Origin of the sequence: Pseudomonas sp. AS2.8 (assembly GCF_014190935.1) — a bacterium.
Taxonomy (GTDB): domain Bacteria; phylum Pseudomonadota; class Gammaproteobacteria; order Pseudomonadales; family Pseudomonadaceae; genus Chryseomonas.
The window spans coordinates 1,052,243-1,068,440 of record NZ_JACHVV010000001.1 but is presented as its reverse complement, the minus strand read 5'-3'; the positions used below and the strand labels follow the sequence as shown (position 1 = coordinate 1,068,440).

The 16,198-nt window shown below is 66.5% G+C and carries 15 protein-coding genes; 8 read left to right on the top strand and 7 right to left on the bottom strand.

Features of this window, described 5'->3' with window-relative positions; translation table 11 throughout:
• Positions 1-79: 79 nt before the first annotated feature.
• Together dctA and FHR73_RS04835 are read right to left on the bottom strand one after the other, a co-directional pair.
• Positions 80-1,393 carry a C4-dicarboxylate transporter DctA gene (gene dctA, locus FHR73_RS04840; protein ID WP_183629814.1) on the bottom strand — a complete coding sequence of 438 codons (1,314 nt, stop codon included), beginning with the start codon at positions 1,391-1,393 and terminating at the stop codon, positions 80-82.
• Positions 1,394-1,451: 58 nt separating this feature from the next.
• The gene (locus tag FHR73_RS04835) at positions 1,452-2,531 is read right to left on the bottom strand and encodes a 4-oxalomesaconate tautomerase (protein ID WP_183629813.1); all 1,080 of its coding nucleotides are present in this window, start codon (positions 2,529-2,531) and stop codon (positions 1,452-1,454) included.
• A gap of 146 nt (positions 2,532-2,677) precedes the next feature.
• Between FHR73_RS04835 and FHR73_RS04830 the strand changes: the two genes are divergently transcribed.
• The 5 genes from FHR73_RS04830 (at position 2,678) to FHR73_RS04810 (ending at position 7,626) form a co-directional block, all read left to right on the top strand.
• On the top strand, positions 2,678-3,577 hold the full coding sequence (locus tag FHR73_RS04830) for a LysR family transcriptional regulator (RefSeq protein WP_007158583.1): 900 nt from the start codon (positions 2,678-2,680) through the stop codon (positions 3,575-3,577).
• 207 nt (positions 3,578-3,784) lie between these two features.
• Complete coding sequence (locus tag FHR73_RS04825; RefSeq protein WP_311628990.1) at positions 3,785-4,639, top strand: ubiquinol oxidase subunit II; 855 nt, start codon at positions 3,785-3,787, stop codon at positions 4,637-4,639.
• Between the two features lie 22 nt (positions 4,640-4,661).
• Entirely contained in the window at positions 4,662-6,695 is a 2,034-nt protein-coding gene (locus tag FHR73_RS04820; RefSeq protein WP_409258664.1) for a cbb3-type cytochrome c oxidase subunit I, read from the top strand.
• Positions 6,692-7,321, top strand: coding sequence for a cytochrome (ubi)quinol oxidase subunit III (locus FHR73_RS04815; RefSeq protein WP_183629810.1), 630 nt, complete (start codon positions 6,692-6,694; stop codon positions 7,319-7,321). The genes FHR73_RS04820 and FHR73_RS04815 overlap by 4 nt, the downstream gene beginning before the upstream one ends.
• Positions 7,318-7,626 (top strand): cytochrome o ubiquinol/quinol oxidase subunit IV, encoded by a 309-nt coding sequence (locus FHR73_RS04810; protein ID WP_183629809.1) that lies wholly within the window; start codon positions 7,318-7,320, stop codon positions 7,624-7,626. Before FHR73_RS04815 ends, FHR73_RS04810 begins: the two co-directional genes overlap by 4 nt.
• Before the next feature lie 45 nt (positions 7,627-7,671).
• On the opposite strand, the gene FHR73_RS04805 is transcribed toward FHR73_RS04810, so the two are convergent.
• Positions 7,672-8,967, bottom strand: coding sequence for a sorbosone dehydrogenase family protein (locus FHR73_RS04805; protein WP_183629808.1), 1,296 nt, complete (start codon positions 8,965-8,967; stop codon positions 7,672-7,674).
• Positions 8,964-9,392 carry a DUF2231 domain-containing protein gene (locus tag FHR73_RS04800; RefSeq protein WP_158894380.1) on the bottom strand — a complete coding sequence of 143 codons (429 nt, stop codon included), beginning with the start codon at positions 9,390-9,392 and terminating at the stop codon, positions 8,964-8,966. Before FHR73_RS04800 ends, FHR73_RS04805 begins: the two co-directional genes overlap by 4 nt.
• Positions 9,393-9,656: 264 nt before the next feature.
• Here FHR73_RS04800 and FHR73_RS04795 point away from each other — a divergent pair, with 264 nt between their 5' ends.
• Positions 9,657-10,781, top strand: coding sequence for an MFS transporter (locus FHR73_RS04795; RefSeq protein ID WP_183629807.1), 1,125 nt, complete (start codon positions 9,657-9,659; stop codon positions 10,779-10,781).
• Between the two features lie 55 nt (positions 10,782-10,836).
• On the opposite strand, the gene FHR73_RS04790 is transcribed toward FHR73_RS04795, so the two are convergent.
• Together FHR73_RS04790 and FHR73_RS04785 are read right to left on the bottom strand one after the other, a co-directional pair.
• The gene (locus tag FHR73_RS04790; RefSeq protein ID WP_183629806.1) at positions 10,837-12,162 is read right to left on the bottom strand and encodes a M20/M25/M40 family metallo-hydrolase; all 1,326 of its coding nucleotides are present in this window, start codon (positions 12,160-12,162) and stop codon (positions 10,837-10,839) included.
• 355 nt (positions 12,163-12,517) lie between these two features.
• Positions 12,518-13,480 carry an aromatic alcohol reductase gene (locus FHR73_RS04785; protein WP_183629805.1) on the bottom strand — a complete coding sequence of 321 codons (963 nt, stop codon included), beginning with the start codon at positions 13,478-13,480 and terminating at the stop codon, positions 12,518-12,520.
• Between the two features lie 92 nt (positions 13,481-13,572).
• Between FHR73_RS04785 and FHR73_RS04780 the strand changes: the two genes are divergently transcribed.
• Positions 13,573-14,040 carry a helix-turn-helix domain-containing protein gene (locus FHR73_RS04780; RefSeq protein WP_183629804.1) on the top strand — a complete coding sequence of 156 codons (468 nt, stop codon included), beginning with the start codon at positions 13,573-13,575 and terminating at the stop codon, positions 14,038-14,040.
• Positions 14,041-14,149: 109 nt separating this feature from the next.
• A complete protein-coding gene (locus FHR73_RS04775) occupies positions 14,150-14,773 on the top strand; it encodes a VOC family protein (protein ID WP_183629803.1) in 624 nt (207 codons plus the stop codon).
• 33 nt (positions 14,774-14,806) lie between these two features.
• On the opposite strand, the gene FHR73_RS04770 is transcribed toward FHR73_RS04775, so the two are convergent.
• Positions 14,807-16,021: an HD-GYP domain-containing protein gene (locus FHR73_RS04770; protein WP_183629802.1), complete on the bottom strand. Its 1,215-nt coding sequence runs from the start codon at positions 16,019-16,021 to the stop codon at positions 14,807-14,809.
• Between the last annotated feature and the right edge of the window lie 177 nt (positions 16,022-16,198).

The window sequence follows — 16,198 nt, the reverse complement described above, 5'->3', positions numbered from 1 at the left end:
GACGCGGGCCAGCCGATCCCCGCCTCCGGCCAGCTGACGGCGCGGAGGTGGGAGTGCAGCGATGCCGTGGTTGGAGCGATCAGGCGTGGGGACGAACGTCCGGTGCCGTCCACTCGGCGGCCTCGGGCAGCGCCACGGGTTCAGCCTTGCCACTGGCCAGGGCGCGCATCAGCTTCTCGCGATCGCATGCGCCCTCGCCCAGCGCGATCACCACGGTGGCCACGGCGTTGCTGGCCAGGCTGGTCAGGGCGCGGGCCTCGGACATGAAGCGGTCGATGCCGATGAGCAGCGCCAGACCGGCCAGCGGGATGTCGTGGATCACGGTGAGGGTCGAGGCCAGGGCGACGAAGCCGCTGCCGGTGACCCCTGCCGCGCCCTTGGAGGACAGCAGCATGATCGCCAGCATGGTCAGGGTCTGGCCGAGGCTGAGCTCGATGTTGCAGGCCTGGGCGATGAACACTGCGGCCAGCGACAGGTAGATGGCGGTGCCGTCCAGGTTGAAGGAGTAGCCGGTAGGCAGCACCAGACCGACCACGCCCTTCTTGCAGCCCAGGCCTTCGAGCTTTTGCAGCATGCGCGGCAGCACCGGCTCGGTGGACGAGGTACCGAGCACCACCAGGAATTCCTCGCGGAAGTAGCGCAGCAGCTGCCACAGGCTGAAGCCGCGCGAGCGGCACAGGGCGCCCAGGACCACGAAGACGAAGAAGGCGCAGGCGATGTAGAGGGTGGCGATCAGCTTCGCCAGGGAGCCCAGCGAGGTGATGCCGTACTGGCCGACGGTAAAGGCCAGGGCGCCAAAGGCACCCACCGGCGCGAAGCGCATCAGGTAGCCGAAGATGCGGAAGACCATCTGTGAGGCCGACTCCAGCACCTCCAGCACCGGCCGCCCGCGCTCGCCCATGGCGGACAGCGCGAAGCCGCAGAGCACGGCGATGAACAGCACCGGCAGCACCTCACCCTTGTTGAACGCCCCCATGAAGGTGTCCGGGATGATGTGCATGAAGAAGTCCACCACGCTGAGCTTGGCCGCCGACGCCGTGTACTGGGCGATGCTGGCGGTGCTCAGGGTCGCGGGATCGATGTTCATGCCCACGCCGGGCTGGAACAGGTAGACCGCGCCGAGGCCGATGAACAGGCTGATGACGGTGAGCACCAGGAACAGCAGCAGCGTCTTGCCCATCAGCCGACCCAGGGTGCTCTTGTCGGTCATGCCGGCGATGCCGGTGACGATGGTGCAGAACACCACCGGGGCGATCATCATCTTGATCAGCTTGATGAAGGCGTCACCCAGGGGCTTGAGCGCGACGGCCTGTTGCGCCCAGAAGTGACCGACCAGCACCCCGAGGACCACGGCGCAGAGGATCTGGAAGTACAGCGATTTGGCAAGTTTCATGGGGCATCACCGTTTATTGAAGTTGTGCGGATGCGCTGGTGGGGGGTGGGGTGCTACGTCAGCCGGCGAGCCTCCGCGCGGTGGGTGCGTAGACATGGCCGGCGAACAGACGGCGCGCGGTCCGGACGACCGAGGCCTGGATGGTAGTGCCGTCCGCGCCGCCGCGCGACAGCACCACGTCGATCCCGCCGCTCGGATGCTCCAGGCGGACGGTGGTCAGGTCACGCGCCGCCTCGCCCAGTAGCGCCATCACCACGGTCTCCGGGGTGACGCAGGCGGTGGCCAGGCCGATCGAGCCGGTGATGGCCAGCGCCCGGTGGCAGCTGTGCGGCATGAAGTAGCGCACCTGCAGGGTGCCGCCGTGCTGGGGCGCGGAGATCAGCACCGGCTTGGGGATCACCTTGCCGCTGACATCGCCCAGGCCCATGGCCCGACCCGCCTGCAGACGCAGGTCTTCCAGCCGCGCCAGCAGCGCCGCGTTGGCGTCCAGTTCGGCCGGCCGCTCGCTGCCGGTCACGCCCAGGTAGCGGGCGTCGACGATCATCATCGGCATGGCCATGTCGATGCAGGTCACCGGCACGCCATCGAAGACATCGGTGGCCTGGCCGGTGGGAAACAGCTTGCCGGTCTTGCTGCCCACGGCGTCGAGAAAGGTCAGCTGCACCGGCGCGGCGGTGCCGGGCACGCCGTCGATGGCGGTGTCGCCTTCATAGCGCACCAGGCCGCCGGGCGTATGCACCAGGGAATCGACGAAGCTGTTGGTGTTGAGGTTGCGGATGCGCACCAGGGTCTTGCCGTCTCTGGCGGCGACCATCCCCTGCTCCACGGCGAAGGGACCCACGGCGCAGAGCATGTTGCCGCAGTTGGGTGCGGTATCGACGCGGCGCTCGGCGACCATCACCTGGACGAAGAGATAGTCCACGTCGGCATCGGGATGACCGGACGGGCTGATGATGGCGACCTTGCTGGTCTGAGGGCTGCCGCCGCCGATACCATCGATTTCCAGCTCGTGGCCGGCGCCCATGAGGTCGATCAGCATCTCGTCGCGCTGGACGGGATCGCTGGGCAGGTCGCTGGCGAGGAAGAAGGGGCCCTTAGAGGTGCCACCTCGCATGAGAACGCAGGGAATACGTTGCATGACTGCTGACTCTTGTTGATCAATAGCGGTTATTGATGTTCTGGGAGCAAGATTGGCAGCGGCAGATAAATCTATCCAATGCAAATATCAGCGCTATTATTCCACTTTATTAATCAATAAAGCCGGTTTTCCGGGACAGGGCATTCATGGACTACGAGCTGCAAGACATTCGATCTTTCGTGAAAATCGCCGAACTGGGCAGCTTCCATGAGGCAGCCGACGCCCTGCACCTGTCACAGCCGGCCTTGAGTCGGCGCATCAAGAAGCTGGAAGACGGCCTGGGCACGCCCCTGCTCGAACGCACCACTCGTCGCGTCGGCCTCACCAGCGTCGGCCGCGATTTCCTGCCCAAGGCGCGCCGGCTGCTGGACGACTTCGAGGACTCCATCCTTAGCATCCGCGAACTGGCCGAGCGCCAGACCGGCCAGGTCACCCTGGCCTGCATCCCCACCGCGGCCTTCTACTTCCTGCCCTCGGTGATCCGCCAGTACAACGAGCAATACCCCAAGATCCGCATCCGCCTGTTGGACCTCAGCGCCAACGACGGCCTGGAGGCCGTGCTGCGTGGCGAAGCCGACTTCGGCATCAACATGCTCAGCGGCCAGCACCCGGACATCGAGTTCGTGCCGCTGGTGCAGGAGCAATTCGTGCTGGCCTGCCGGCGTGACCACGAACTGGCCGGACGCCCGTCGATCAGCTGGGCCGAGCTGGTCGAGCACCGGCTGATCGGCGTGGGGCGCCTCAGCGGCAACCGGGTCCTGCTCGACCATGCCCTTTCCGCGCGGGGCATCCGCCCCAAGTGGTTCTATGAGGTGCAGCACCTGTCCACCTCCCTGGGCATGGTGGAAGCCGGCCTCGGCGTCTCGGCCATGCCCAGCCTGGCCATGCCGGACGCCGACCACCCGACCCTGGTCAGCGTGCCGCTCAGCGATCCGGAAGTGACCCGGACCCTCGGGCTGGTCTCGCGCCGGGGCGCCTCGCTGTCGCCCGCCGCGGAAAAATTCGTCGCCATCCTGCTCGGCCAGTGGAAGACCGAACAGCCCTAGCCCGAGGCCTGTACGCCGGCGCAGCCTGAGTCAGGGCGGCCAAGCGCCAGTATCCAGTGAACGTCACGCCTGCTCGGGCGGTCTGTTGGCTGCAACAACTGGTTACGGTCGGGTCCGCTCATGTCCCTTGCGCGAAAGTCGCGTCGTTCTTCTCCCTGTCCGGGGAGCACCTCGAGGCGCCACTCGGCGATCGGGTCCCTGGCTGGCGTGCTGCTGGCCGCTTCGCTCGCTGGCTGTTCGCCGCTGCAGCACGGCTTTCTTGCCCCGGCCGGTCTCGCCGCCAGCGGCGAACGCGACCTGCTGCTGTGGATCGTCGGCCTGGCGCTGGTGGTGGTCCTGCCGGTGATCCTGCTCACCCCGCTGATCGTCTGGCGCTATCGCCACGGCAACACGCGTGCCGCCTACCGACCGCGCTGGGAATTCTCCTGGCTGCTGGACATCTTCGCCTGGGGCGTGCCGGCGCTGATCGTCGCGGTGCTGGCGGTGCTGGTCTGGACCCGCACCCACAGCCTCGATCCCTATCGCTCGCCGACGCCCAGCCAGGCGCCGCTGGAGGTCCAGGTAATCGGCCTGGACTGGAAGTGGCTGTTCCTCTATCCCGAACAGGGCATCGCCACGGTCAATGAACTGGTCTTGCCCGCGGGGCGGCCGGTGCAGTTGAAACTCACCAGCGATACGGTGATGCAATCCCTGCTGCTGCCGCGTCTGGGCGGCCAGATCTACGCCATGGCCGGCATGCAGACCCAGCGCTATCTGCAGATTCCCGCGCCCGGCCAGTTCGAGGGCCGCAATGCCCAGTACAGCGGCGAAGGCTTCCAGGACCAGCATTTCCCGATCCGGGTGCTGGATGCCCAGGACTTCGCCAGCTGGACCCGGAGCGTCAGCCAGACCCGCGAGGCGCTGGATTGCGCCCATTACCAGGTGCTGGCCCGCCCCGGCACCCTGGAGCAGGCCGCCGAATTGCGCCTGACCCAACCCGCCCTCTTCGCCTGGGTGCTGGCGCGCTATCGCCAGGACCCGATACCCGCCTGCGCCACCTTCCAGGGAGCCACCCATGACTGATTCCTCGGCCCTCTGGCACCTGCTGTTCGGTCGCCTGGGCTATGACGCCCTGCCCTTCTACAGCCTGATCGCCACCTGCGGCGCCAGCGTGGTGATCCTTGGCGCCCTGGCCGCCGCCGGGGCCATCACCTGGCTCGGCAAGTGGCGCTATCTCTGGCAGGAGTGGTTCACCAGCCTGGACCACAAGCGCATCGGCATCATGTACGTGGTACTGGCCCTGGTGATGTTCAGCCGCGGCGTGGTGGAAGGGGTGATGATGCGCACCCAGCAGGCCCTGGCCATCGATGCGCCGGGCTACCTGCCGCCGGAGCATTTCGGCCAGTTGTTCAGCACCCACGGCACCATCATGGTGTTCTTCGTCGCCATGCCCTTTCTCACCGGGCTGATCAACTTCGTCATGCCGCTGCAGATCGGCGCCCGCGACGTGCGCTTTCCGCTGCTCAACGCCATCAGCCTCTGGCTGACCGTGGCCGGCGCCGCCCTGGTGATGGTCTCGCTGGTGCTGGGGCGCTTCTCCACCGGCGGCTGGAGCGGCTATCCGCCCTATACCGGCGCCGAATACCAGCCCGGAGTCGGCCCCGACTACTGGATCTGGGCGCTGACCCTGAGCTCCCTGGGCAGCACCCTGACCGGCCTCAACTTCGCCGTCACCCTCTACAAGGAGCGGACGCCGGGCATGCGCCTGTTCCACATGACGCTGTTCAGCTGGACGGCGCTGTGCACCAGCATCCTGATGATCTTCGCCATGCCGCCGCTGACCGTGGCCACCCTGCTGCTGGCCCTGGACCGCTACCTGGACTTCCATTTCTTCACCAACACCCAGGGCGGCAACCTGATGAACTACATCAACCTGTTCTGGCTGTTCGGCCACCCGGAGGTGTACATCCTGATCCTGCCGGCCTTCGGGGTGTTCTCCGAGGTCTTCGCCACCTTCTCCACCAAGCGGCTCTATGGCTATCACTCGCTGGTCTGGGCCACCCTGGTGATCGCCGTGCTGTCCTTTACCGTCTGGCTGCACCACTTCTTCACGATGGGTCAGTCGCCCAAGATCAACGCCGCCTTCGGCATCGCCACCATGCTCATCGGCATTCCCACCGGGGTGAAGATCTACGACTGGATGGCGACCATGTTCCGCGGCCGCATCCGCCTGACCACGCCGCTGATCTACGCGGTGATGTTCATCATGCTATTCGTCATCGGCGGCCTCACCGGCATCACCCTGGCCACGCCGCCGGTGGACTACCAGGTGCACAACACCGTCTACCTGGTCGCCCACTTCCACAACATGCTGATCCCCGGGATGCTGTTCGGCATGCTGGCCGGCTATCACTTCTGGTTTCCCAAGGCCTTCGGCTTTCGCCTCGACGAGCGCTGGGGCCGTATCGCCGCGCTGAATTTCGGCCTGGGCTTCCTGCTCGCCTTCATGCCGCTGTACGTGCTGGGCGTGTCCGGCCTGCCGCGGCGCAGCCAGGCGATCCACAATCCCGACTTCGCCCCGCTGCTGTGGGTCGCCGAGCTGGGCGCGGTGATCCTGCTCGCCGCCCTGGCCAGCCTGGTGATCCAGCTGGTGGTGAGCATCCGCCGCCGCGACACTGCGCGGGTGCCGGCGGGCGATCCCTGGAATGGCCGTACCCTGGAATGGGCCGTGGCTGCGCCACCGCCGGAATACAACTTCGCCGTGCCGCTGCCGATCAACGACCGGGACCCCTTCACCTGGCTCAAGGAACACGGCCTGGCCTACGACCGGCCGCGCACCTATGCCGACCTCGTCCTGCCCAAGAACAGCGCCGTGCCGGCCCTTGTCGGGGCGGCGGGCTTCGCCTGCGCCTTCGGGCTGGTCTGGCACATCGGTTGGCTGACCGTGCTCGGCCTGGGAGTGGCCTGGGGCGCGGTGATCGCCCGCAGCTTCCAGCGCGACACCGAGCGGCTGATTTCCGCCGCGGACATCCGCCGCGAACACGAGGCCTGGCTGGATCAGGTCGCCGCCACTCGGCCAGTCAAGCGGGACGAGGAAACCGGGCCGGGCAATCGCGGCCTGGCGGAGATGGGGCCATGAGTCCGCGCGACATGAACCACGCCGGCCTCAACGTCGGCGCCACCGATCACGCGACCCACGCCGAGGCGGAATATTCGCTGTTCGGGTTCTGGATCTTCCTGATGAGCGACGCCCTGGTGTTCGCGCTGCTGTTCGCCATCTACGCGACGCTGCAGCACGCCACCGCCGGGGGACCGGTCGCCCGGGACGTCTTCGAGATCGGCAGTGTCACCCTGCAGACCCTGGTGCTGCTGGCCAGTAGCTTCACCTACGGCCTGGCGTCGCTGGCCATGAAATACCACAAGGGTCGCCTGCGGCCCCTGGTGACCTGGCTGCTGGTGACCCTGGCGCTGGGCCTGGTCTTTCTCGGCCTGGAAGTGCACGACTTCCTTGGCATGGCGGATCAGGGCGCCCTGCCCCAGCGCAGCGCCTTTCTCTCGGCCTTCTTCGCCCTGGTGGGCATGCACGGGGTGCACGTCGCCAGCGGCTGCCTGTGGCTGGTGGTGATGCTGGTGCAGCTCAGGGTGTTCGGCCTGGATACGCCGGTGAAGACCCGACTGATGCGCCTGGGCCTGTTCTGGCATTTTCTCGATATCGTCTGGGTGGCCATCCTCTCGGTGGTCTACCTGCAGGGGCTGCTGCCATGAAGAGAGATGACTATCGTCGGGAGCTGACGAGCTATGTGATCGGCCTGGTGCTGGCGGTGACGCTGAGTCTGATCCCCATCGGCCTGGTGCTGTTCCCGACCTGGCCGCGCGGGACCACCCTGGGCGTCATCTTCGGCCTGGGCCTGCTGCAGATCCTGGTGCACCTGCGCTGCTTCCTGCATATCAGCCTGGGTCGCTCGCACCGCCACGACCTCTATCTGCTCTTGTTCACCAGCCTGATCCTGGTGCTGATGGTGGTGGGCAGCCTGGTGGTGCTCGGCGATCTGCATCACCGCATGCATTGATCGGCTTGCCGCCCGACTGCGCGGCAAGCCGATCCTGCTCGCACCTTACTGCGTACGCGTCACCCGCCAAACGGTGTTGGCCAGGTCGTCGGCGATGATGACGCCACCGCGCTGATCCACCGCCACCCCGACCGGGCGGCCGCGGGTCTTGCCATCGTCGCCAAAGAATCCGGTGGCGAAGTCGATGGGCTCGCCAGCCGGACGGCCCTGCTGGAAGGGCACGAAGACCACGCGATAACCCACCGGCTTGTCACGGTTCCAGCTACCGTGTTCGCCGACGAAGACCCCATCGGTGAACTGACCGCCCACCGCCGCGGTGGAAAAGGTTACGCCCAGGGCGGCGACGTGGGAACCCAGGCTGTAGTCGGGCTTGATGGCCGCGGCCACCTTGGCCGGATCCTGCGGCTGGGCGCGGGTATCGACGTTCTGCCCCCAGTAGCTGTAGGGCCAGCCATAGAAGCCGCCTTCGCGGATGGAGGTCAGGTAGTCCGGCACCAGGTCCGGGCCGATCTCGTCGCGCTCGTTGGCCACCGCCCAGAGCTGGCCGCTGTCGGGCTGTATGGCCAGGGCGGTGGGATTGCGCACCCCGGTGGCATAGTTCTTGTGCGCACCGGTCTGGGCATCAATCTGCCAGATCACCGCGCGATCCACCTCGACGTCCATGCCGCGCTCGCCGACGTTGCTGTTGGAGCCAATGCCGACATAGAGGTAGCGACCATCGGCACTGGCGGCCAGGGACTTGGTCCAGTGGTGGTTGATCGCCGCCGGCAGCTCGACCAGCTTGTCCGGCGCGCCGCTGGCCTGGGTCTGGCCGTCCTGGTAGGGAAAGCTGACCAAGGCGTCCTGGTTCGCCACATAGATGCGGCCGTTGGCGAAGGCCAGGCCATAGGGCGCGTTGAGATTCTCGGCGAACACCGTCTTGAGTTCGTATTTGCCGTCGCCGTCGGCGTCGCGCAGCAGGGTCAGGCGATTGCCGCCCTTTACCTGGGTGTTGCCCTGGGCCTTGATGTAGCCGGCGATGACGTCCTTGGGCTTCAGCTTGGGCGCGTTGCCGCCGCGGCCCTCGGCCACCAGGATGTCGCCGTTGGGCAGCACCAGCATCTGCCGCGGAATGCGCAGATCGGTGGCGATGGCGGTGATGGTGTAGCCCTGGGGCACCGTGGGTACGCGATCACCCCAGGGTGCCGGCTGGGCGATCTTCATGCTCGGCAGGAGGCCGCGCTGGGGTTCGGGCAGCTTGGGATCGGGGCCGCGGGCCTGGGTGTCGGCGCCGCCCTCGTTGCCGCAGGCGGCCAGCAGCACGGCCAGACCGAGGACGCTCAAGGCTCTTAGAGTACTCATCGAACCACCTCCGAACGCAGGTTGGAGAGCGCGATCCAGGCAGCCACCAGGCTCAGCACCGAGACCACCACCGAGAGGATCAGTCCGGCGGGCATCACCGCCCAGGCGTCCTTGGCGTGCTCGAAGGCATTGACCAGCCCCAGCACCCAGGCCAGCAGCAGCAGGAGGAAATAGGCCGCCGGCCGGCGACCGCGGAAGCGCGCGCCGAACAGATTGCCCAGGGCGAACAGCAGCGCCAGTCCGGACAGCAACAGCGCGCCGGCGATCAGCCAGGCGGCGAAGTTGGCCCACTGGATCTGCATCGTCTGGTAGTAGGCGATGTCGCTGAGCAGGCCGCCGATGAACAGCGGGACGGAACCGGCCAGCAGCAACGCGTGCAGCGGGCCGGGCCGGACAGGGTGGTAATGGTGGGCAGCTACGGTCACTGACGACTCCTTTTCAAGACGGGACGTGGCAGGGCCGGGCAGCCACTGCACGGCGCAAGACGCACTGAAAAGGATTGCGCGCGGCTGGAGTTAGTTCAGCCGTTTCGCCTGGCGGACACCTCTTGCAAAAGAAGAGATAATGACAGTCTCGTTGCAGCCGCGGCCTCTGCCTGGCGCCTGATCGGCAATGCCGTCCCTGCAATCCGCTGTCCAGCTGCCGACCGAAGGGCTGGACGTTACCTCGCCCACAGGAATCTTTCGCGCATGACCTCTCCCCGGTCCGTCGACCAGGCCTCGCGGCGTGCGGCCATCGTCCTCGCCTGCTGCCTGCCCAGCGACGTGCTGCTCTATCTCGTCCTGCCCATGTACGCCCCGGTCTTCGGCATCACCTTGATCGAGGCCGGCATCCTGCTGGCCGCCAACCGGCTGATCCGCATCGTCGGCTATCGCTATGTGGTGCAGCTCTATGCCCGCTGCGGCGATCGCCGCAGTCTGGTCGTGGCCGCCGCGGTGGCCGCCCTTTGCGCTCTGGGCAACGCCCATCTCTCCGGCTTCTGGGCACTACTGGGACTGCGCCTGGCCTGGGGTCTGAGCTTCGCCACCTTCAACCTGTCCACCCAGGTGCTGGCCACCGCCGACCCGGCCGGCGCCGCCCGGCGCACCGGCACCTCGCGGGCGCTGATCGCCATCGGCCCCATGCTGGCCCTCTCCGTGGGCGCCTGGCTGACCCTGGAGTACGGCCCGCGCGCGGTGCTGCTGCTCAGCAGCGGACTCTGCCTGATCGGCCTGCTGCTGGCCCTGGGGCTGCCCCGCGCCGGGCACGAGTTGCCGGCGCCCGGACGCCGCCTGCGCTGGCCGGATCGCATCGTCACCTGGTCCTTCATCGAAGGGGTGACCCTGGACGGCCTGTTCATCTTTGGCCTGTCGGCCTTTTCCCAGGCGGTACTGGGCGGCAATGCGGTGCTGGTGGCCGGATTACTGATGGCGCTGCGCTATCTGTCCGACATGCTGCTCAGCCCGCTCGGCGGCCGGGCGGCGGATCGCTATGGCGCGGCGCCCATGCTGGTGGTCTGCTCGACGCTGACCGCGCTGTTCCTGATCGCCTTCGGCTTTCACTGGCTGATCCTCGGCGCTGGCGGGGTGTTGATCCTGCGCGCCCTGCAGATCCCCCTGGTGGTGACCCTGGTCGCCACCCGCCATCCCGGTCAGGCACGGTTGCCGGCACTGGCCTCCAACGCCATGTGGCGCGACGTGGGTGCCAGCGTCGGCCCGCTGCTGGCCGGCGTGCTCATTCCGCTGGTGCCTTCGACCCTGCTGTATCCGTTGTCCGGCCTGGCGATCCTGGTCAGCTCCCTGGCCTGCCTGCGACTGAAACCGACGAGCGAATAGCGCCGCCGGCCCTGGCACCTGTCCCTTGCGGACAGCTACCAGGACCGGCCGCGGGCTACTTGCCCTTGGCCTGCAGCACCGGCTCGCTGACGCCCTTGACGCCGACCAGGGTCAGGCTGGTCAGCAGCACGTTCTGCGGGCCCTGGTAGGCGTCCACCGGCTTGTACCATTCCGCCAGCGAGTGGGCACTGCCGCCCTCCCCGCCACCGCTGATGGTCATGGCCGGAATGCCCAGGGACATGGCGGTATTGGAATCGGTGCTGCCACCGCTGAGGGTGACCTTGGCGCCCTTGGTGACCGCCGCAATGGAGCGCTGCGCCGTCTGCACCATGGGCGAATCCTCCGCCGTGCCCCCGGCCGGACGATCGCCGATCAGCTTGATGTCCACCGAGATCTGGTCGGTTTCCCAGCGCTGGTTCTCTTCCTTCACCGCGTCCTGCACCAGGGCCAGGATCTCCTTCTCTTCGGCCAGCAGCGCGGCCTCTTCGTTGGATCTCATGTCCAGGGTCAGCCGCGCCTCGCCGGCGATGGCGTTGACCGAGGTGCCACCCTGTACCGTACCAACGGTAAAGGTGGTCTTGGGTTCCTTGGGCGGACGCACCTCGGCGATCTTGGCGATGGCGCGGCCCATGGCGTGGATGGCGCTGGGTCGGCCGAATTCGGCGAAGCTGTGGCCACCCGGTCCCTTGAAGGTCATCTCGTACCTGTGGCTGCCGGTACCGCGATTGACGATGCGGCGCACGTCGATGCCATCCACCGAGATGAAGCCGTCGATGCCCTGGCGATCCTTGAACAGCGCCTTCACCCCGCGCAGGTTGCCCAGCTCTTCCTCGCCCACGGTGCCGACGAAGACCAGGTCGCCCACCGTCTCGATGCCGCTCTTGTTCAGGGCATCGATCACCGACAGCAGCGCCGCCAGGCCCCGGGCGTCATCGCCGATGCCAGGGCCGAAGGTCTTGCCATCCTGTTCCTTGAGGGTCAGGTCGGTGCCCTCGGGAAACACCGTGTCCAGGTGCGCCGACACCACCAGCTGCGGACCCTGGCCAGTGCCCTTGCGGGTGGCGATCACATAGCCTTTCGGGGCGATGCTGGCGTCCTTGAGACCCAGCTCCTGGAAGCGCTTGAGGTAATACTCGGCGCGCACCTTTTCCTTGAACGGCGGCGCGGGAATCTGGGCGATATGCTTCTGTTCCGTGAAGGTGCGGCCGTCGTCGGCGCGCAGCGCTTCCAGCGCCTTGCCAATCCGGGCATCGCCCTGGACGGCAGACAGGGAACCCTCGACACCCGGCGCGGCGGCCAGGGGCAGCGCCAGGGTGGCGGTCGCGGCGGTGAGCACTAGAGCGGAAAAGCGGTTGGCCAAGGCCGAACGAGCAAAAGACATCTGACACTCCCATTGCCTGAATTGGTATTCCGATCGAGCACAATCGTCAGACGAATGCGCCCTGCCTGACCCTAGGTGCCTGTGAACGAAAGGTCAAAGATCCGGGCGCTCTCGGATATGTAGCGTCGTTCAGGGTGCTCTGTGCGACTCAGGCGTCCAGAAACTCCCAACCCTCGGCGGCCAGTCGCCGAAGTCGCGGGCAGATTTCGGTACCGCGTTCGGCCAAGGCGGCATGCGGAAGGGTCGGCACGAGCAGAAGCCACGGGTAAGGTTTTATCGGAAATACGCGAAGCCGCCCTACGTCTTTAGGGAATCTTGGCGATGCAGGAAAGGGATGACCCCAGTCCTGCACGCTTCATTCGGCCCGCCCGGCCTCGACCAGGTGCTCCCGCGCCCACTGCTCCGCGCTGGTCACCGCGAAACCGTGCCGGGCATTGAAGGTGGTCTCCATCGGCCAGGCGACGCCGCGGCCCTGGGCGAACACGGCGCGGTACTTCCAGATGTGCTTGAGCTGGTCGTCAGGCTCTTTCTCCAGCTCATCCAGCAACTGGGGAACCGTCCACACCTGGGTGCCGAAGGGCCGCTGCAGCACCCGCTCCAGTAGCGCGGCCAGCTCGCCATAGGCCAAGGTGTCACCGGCGAGATAGACGATCTCGTTACGAAAGCGTGGCTCGAAAAACACGATCTCGGCCGTCAGCCTGCCAATATCCTCGGGCGTCGTCAGGGTCACCTGGGTATCCAGACTGCCCAGCGCCCTGACGGTATCCGTCATGAGATCGACGACCTCGAACGCGGGTTCGAACAGGAAGCTGGTGAACATCCCGGTGGAGATGATCACCCACTCGGTCTGGCTCTGGACGCGCAGCAATTCCCGCACCTCGAGTTGGGCATCGAACAGGTCCTGGGGACTGCCACGACCGATGACGTCGTAGTCCACCCCGAATTGCCAGGGAAAGTAGCGCTTCACCCCCGAGGCGAGTGCCGCACGCGCCAGCTTCATGGGGGTTTCCCGACCTGCGACCATGCCGGCGCAGCCAATTACGGTATCGAATCGCGCGAAGACCGCCGCCAGTTGGTCGATGGAATCCTTGACCAGGTCGCCTGCTACCAAGGTGACGCCGATCGCGCGCAACTCTCCCATCTCCCTTTTCTTGCCAGCTTCCTGGCTGTCGAGAGTGGCTTGGCGCAACAGTACGCTCACCTTCGAACCAGGCTTCTGCCTGGCAAGCCGGGCGAGATTGCGCAGTACCGGCAAGCCGAGCTCGCCCGCGCCAAGCACGAGAATGGATTGGGTAGCGGTAGGGAATTGGGTAGTCATCATGACTCCTGACGTCAGGTATAAGATGAGCAAATGCTGGCAGACGCCAGCGGCGCTCAAAAGAAGGCACACGCGTGATACCAGGGGACGAGATGACCGATCTGGAACTCCTCCAACAGTCCGAAGCCATCTGCCAGACACTCAGGCGGGACGAAGACGGCGTACGCCGCGAGGTGCTGACCCATGCGGGCAGTCGCTGGTCCCTGGGGGTTCTGCATGCCTTGGGGGTTTATGGCGTCATGCGGCACGCCGAACTGGCGCGACAACTGTCGGGCATCACCCAGCGGATGCTGACCAAGACCCTGCGCGCCCTCGAACGTGACGGCCTGCTGCTGCGGCACGACTTCGACGAAGTCCCGCCCAGGGTCGAATACGAACTGACGCCGCTGGGCATGAGCCTGCTGCTCCGGATGACGCCTATCTGGACCTGGGTCATCGAAAACGTCGAGGATTTCCTGGCCGCGCGCCGCGCCTTCGATGAGCGAGGCCCGGAGAAGCCGGCGTGGCAATCGCCCAGACCGATGCCGAACGAGCCCACTGGCGAAGACCCGCGGGCCTGAGTGGGACCGCCAGGACAACCGACCGCGCTTCACGGTAGCTGGGCCAGTGACCCAGGGCGGATCATGCCGCTCCTCTCATGCTCCAAATTATCCGCTCAGGAGTCGCCCCATGAGACTTTCCAACCTGGATCACCTGGTCATCGTGGCCCCAACCCTCGACGCGGGTGCCAGGTATGTCGAGCAGCGCCTCGGTGTGGCGCTGCAGGCCGGCGGCAAGCACGCGCGCATGGGTACCCACAACCTCCTGCTACGGCTGGGTGACGGCTATCTGGAAGTCATAGCCCCGGACCCGGACGCGCCGTCGCCGACCAGACCGCGCTGGTTCGGGCTGGATGAGCTGGCACCTGATGCTGCGCCCCGCCTGGTCCACTGGGTGGCCGGGACCCAGGGCTTGGCGCAAGCGGATGTGCGCCTCACGCGGACCTTCGGCCGCATCGAGTCGATGAGTCGCGGCACGCTGGCCTGGCAGATCTCAATCCACGCCGATGGGCAGCTGCCGCTGGGCGGTGTCCTGCCCAGCCTGATCGACTGGGGCGATGCCCGGCACCCCGCGCAAGGGCTGATCGATCAGGGCTGCCGCCTGCAGCGCCTGGAGCTCAGGCATCCCGATGCCGGTCTGCTCGGGCAGCAGCTGGAGGCGATCGGCTTTTCCGGACCCGTCGCGGTGATGCCTGGCGAAATGCCTGGCTTGCTGGCCTACCTGGAGACGCCGACGGGTCTAAAGACCCTCTGATGGCCGGACCCGTAACGGCGACCCCTCACCCGTTCAGCCCGGCACCACCAGTCCCTTGGCGCGGTAGGCGTCGATGTCGATGCCATAGGCACCCGAGGGCTTCACCTCGCGGACGCTGACCAGGCGGCCCTGCTCATCGAGCGGATTACGTGCCAGGTCGAGCACCCGCTCCGGGCGCGGCTGCTTGCTGGCGTCCAGCACGATCAGCACCCGCGGCTTGAGTTTGCTGCCGGCGTCGAAGCCGATGATGATGCCCACCTCGCCGGTGCTCAGCTCGACGATCTCGCCCGGCGGATAGACGCCGATCAGCTGGATGAAGGCCAGGACCACGGCTTCGTCGAATTGCGTACCCCGGGCTTCGAACAGCACGCGCAGGGCTTCCAGGCTGGAGCGGCCCTCGCTGTAGGGGCGATCGCTGGTGATGGCGTCATAGGCATCCACCACGGCGATGATCCTGGCCTTGAAGGGGATGCGGTGCGCCGGCAGCTGGCGGGGATAACCCCTGCCATCCATGCGCTCGTGGTGGGTATGGGCGACGTCGACGGCGGCCGGCGGCACCTCGCTGTTGGCCATCAGCAACTGATAGCCATAGGTGGTATGGGCCTGCATGAGGCGAAATTCTTCGTCGGTCAGGCGGCCCGGCTTGTTGAGGATCTCGTCGGGCACCTTGATCTTGCCGACGTCGTGCAGCATGCCGCACACCCCGAGTTCCTCCAGTTCGAGAGGCAGCAGGCCCAGCGCCTTGCCCAGGGCGATGGCATAGAGCGAGACGCGCAGGCAGTGTTCCGCGGTGTAGTGATCACGCTGCTTGATGCGCGCCAGCCAGAAGCTGGCCGCGGGGTGCTTGAGCACGCTCTCGACGCACTCGCCGACCGCGCGGCGCACTTCGCCGACGTCGAGTTCCTTGCCGAACTTGACGGCGTCGAGCATCCGCATCGACACGGCGCGGGCTTCGCGCCACACCGGTTCGGTGGTCTTGACCTCATCCCGGTAGTCGACGGCATAGGTCTTGGCCTGAGCGCCTGCCGACAGGCTGGCGGACAGCGGTGTCACCGTATGGCTCTGGCGGCGATCCACCCAGACGAATTCGCAGGTCTCCTGCAGGGTGCGCAGGTCGTGCGCGTTCTGGATGGGGAAACCCTGGAACAGGAAGGGCGTGCCTTCCCAGGGCCGATCCAGTTCGCAGACGTACATGCCCAGCTGCAACTGGGAGACGGGGACTCTGAGGCTGTATTGGGGCAGCGCCATGGCTTCTCGGCAAGCACGTCGGTGAGCGGGGCCTGATAGGTATTACAATAACCATTGATACCAAAATGCCACCACTCAGGGAAGCATTCGTCCTGTCGCGCCGATGAGCTGGCGAAAAACAGTGGTCAGAGGTAACGGTTTGTAACGTCGGGGCGCGCAATGCCAGGTTGCGCGCCC

What these genes read in the sequence shown, in the direction of transcription:
- FHR73_RS04805 (WP_183629808.1), bottom strand. Translation starts at nt 8,967, where the DNA reads ATGAGTACTCTAAGAGCCTTGAGCGTCCTCGGTCTGGCCGTGCTGCTG.
- FHR73_RS04770 (WP_183629802.1), bottom strand. Translation starts at nt 16,021, where the DNA reads ATGGCGCTGCCCCAATACAGCCTCAGAGTCCCCGTCTCCCAGTTGCAG.
- FHR73_RS04795 (WP_183629807.1), top strand. Translation starts at nt 9,657, where the DNA reads ATGACCTCTCCCCGGTCCGTCGACCAGGCCTCGCGGCGTGCGGCCATC.
- FHR73_RS04790 (WP_183629806.1), bottom strand. Translation starts at nt 12,162, where the DNA reads ATGTCTTTTGCTCGTTCGGCCTTGGCCAACCGCTTTTCCGCTCTAGTG.
- FHR73_RS04815 (WP_183629810.1), top strand. Translation starts at nt 6,692, where the DNA reads ATGAGTCCGCGCGACATGAACCACGCCGGCCTCAACGTCGGCGCCACC.
- FHR73_RS04810 (WP_183629809.1), top strand. Translation starts at nt 7,318, where the DNA reads ATGAAGAGAGATGACTATCGTCGGGAGCTGACGAGCTATGTGATCGGC.
- FHR73_RS04835 (WP_183629813.1), bottom strand. Translation starts at nt 2,531, where the DNA reads ATGCAACGTATTCCCTGCGTTCTCATGCGAGGTGGCACCTCTAAGGGC.
- dctA (WP_183629814.1), bottom strand. Translation starts at nt 1,393, where the DNA reads ATGAAACTTGCCAAATCGCTGTACTTCCAGATCCTCTGCGCCGTGGTC.
- FHR73_RS04775 (WP_183629803.1), top strand. Translation starts at nt 14,150, where the DNA reads ATGAGACTTTCCAACCTGGATCACCTGGTCATCGTGGCCCCAACCCTC.
- FHR73_RS04830 (WP_007158583.1), top strand. Translation starts at nt 2,678, where the DNA reads ATGGACTACGAGCTGCAAGACATTCGATCTTTCGTGAAAATCGCCGAA.
- FHR73_RS04785 (WP_183629805.1), bottom strand. Translation starts at nt 13,480, where the DNA reads ATGACTACCCAATTCCCTACCGCTACCCAATCCATTCTCGTGCTTGGC.
- FHR73_RS04780 (WP_183629804.1), top strand. Translation starts at nt 13,573, where the DNA reads ATGACCGATCTGGAACTCCTCCAACAGTCCGAAGCCATCTGCCAGACA.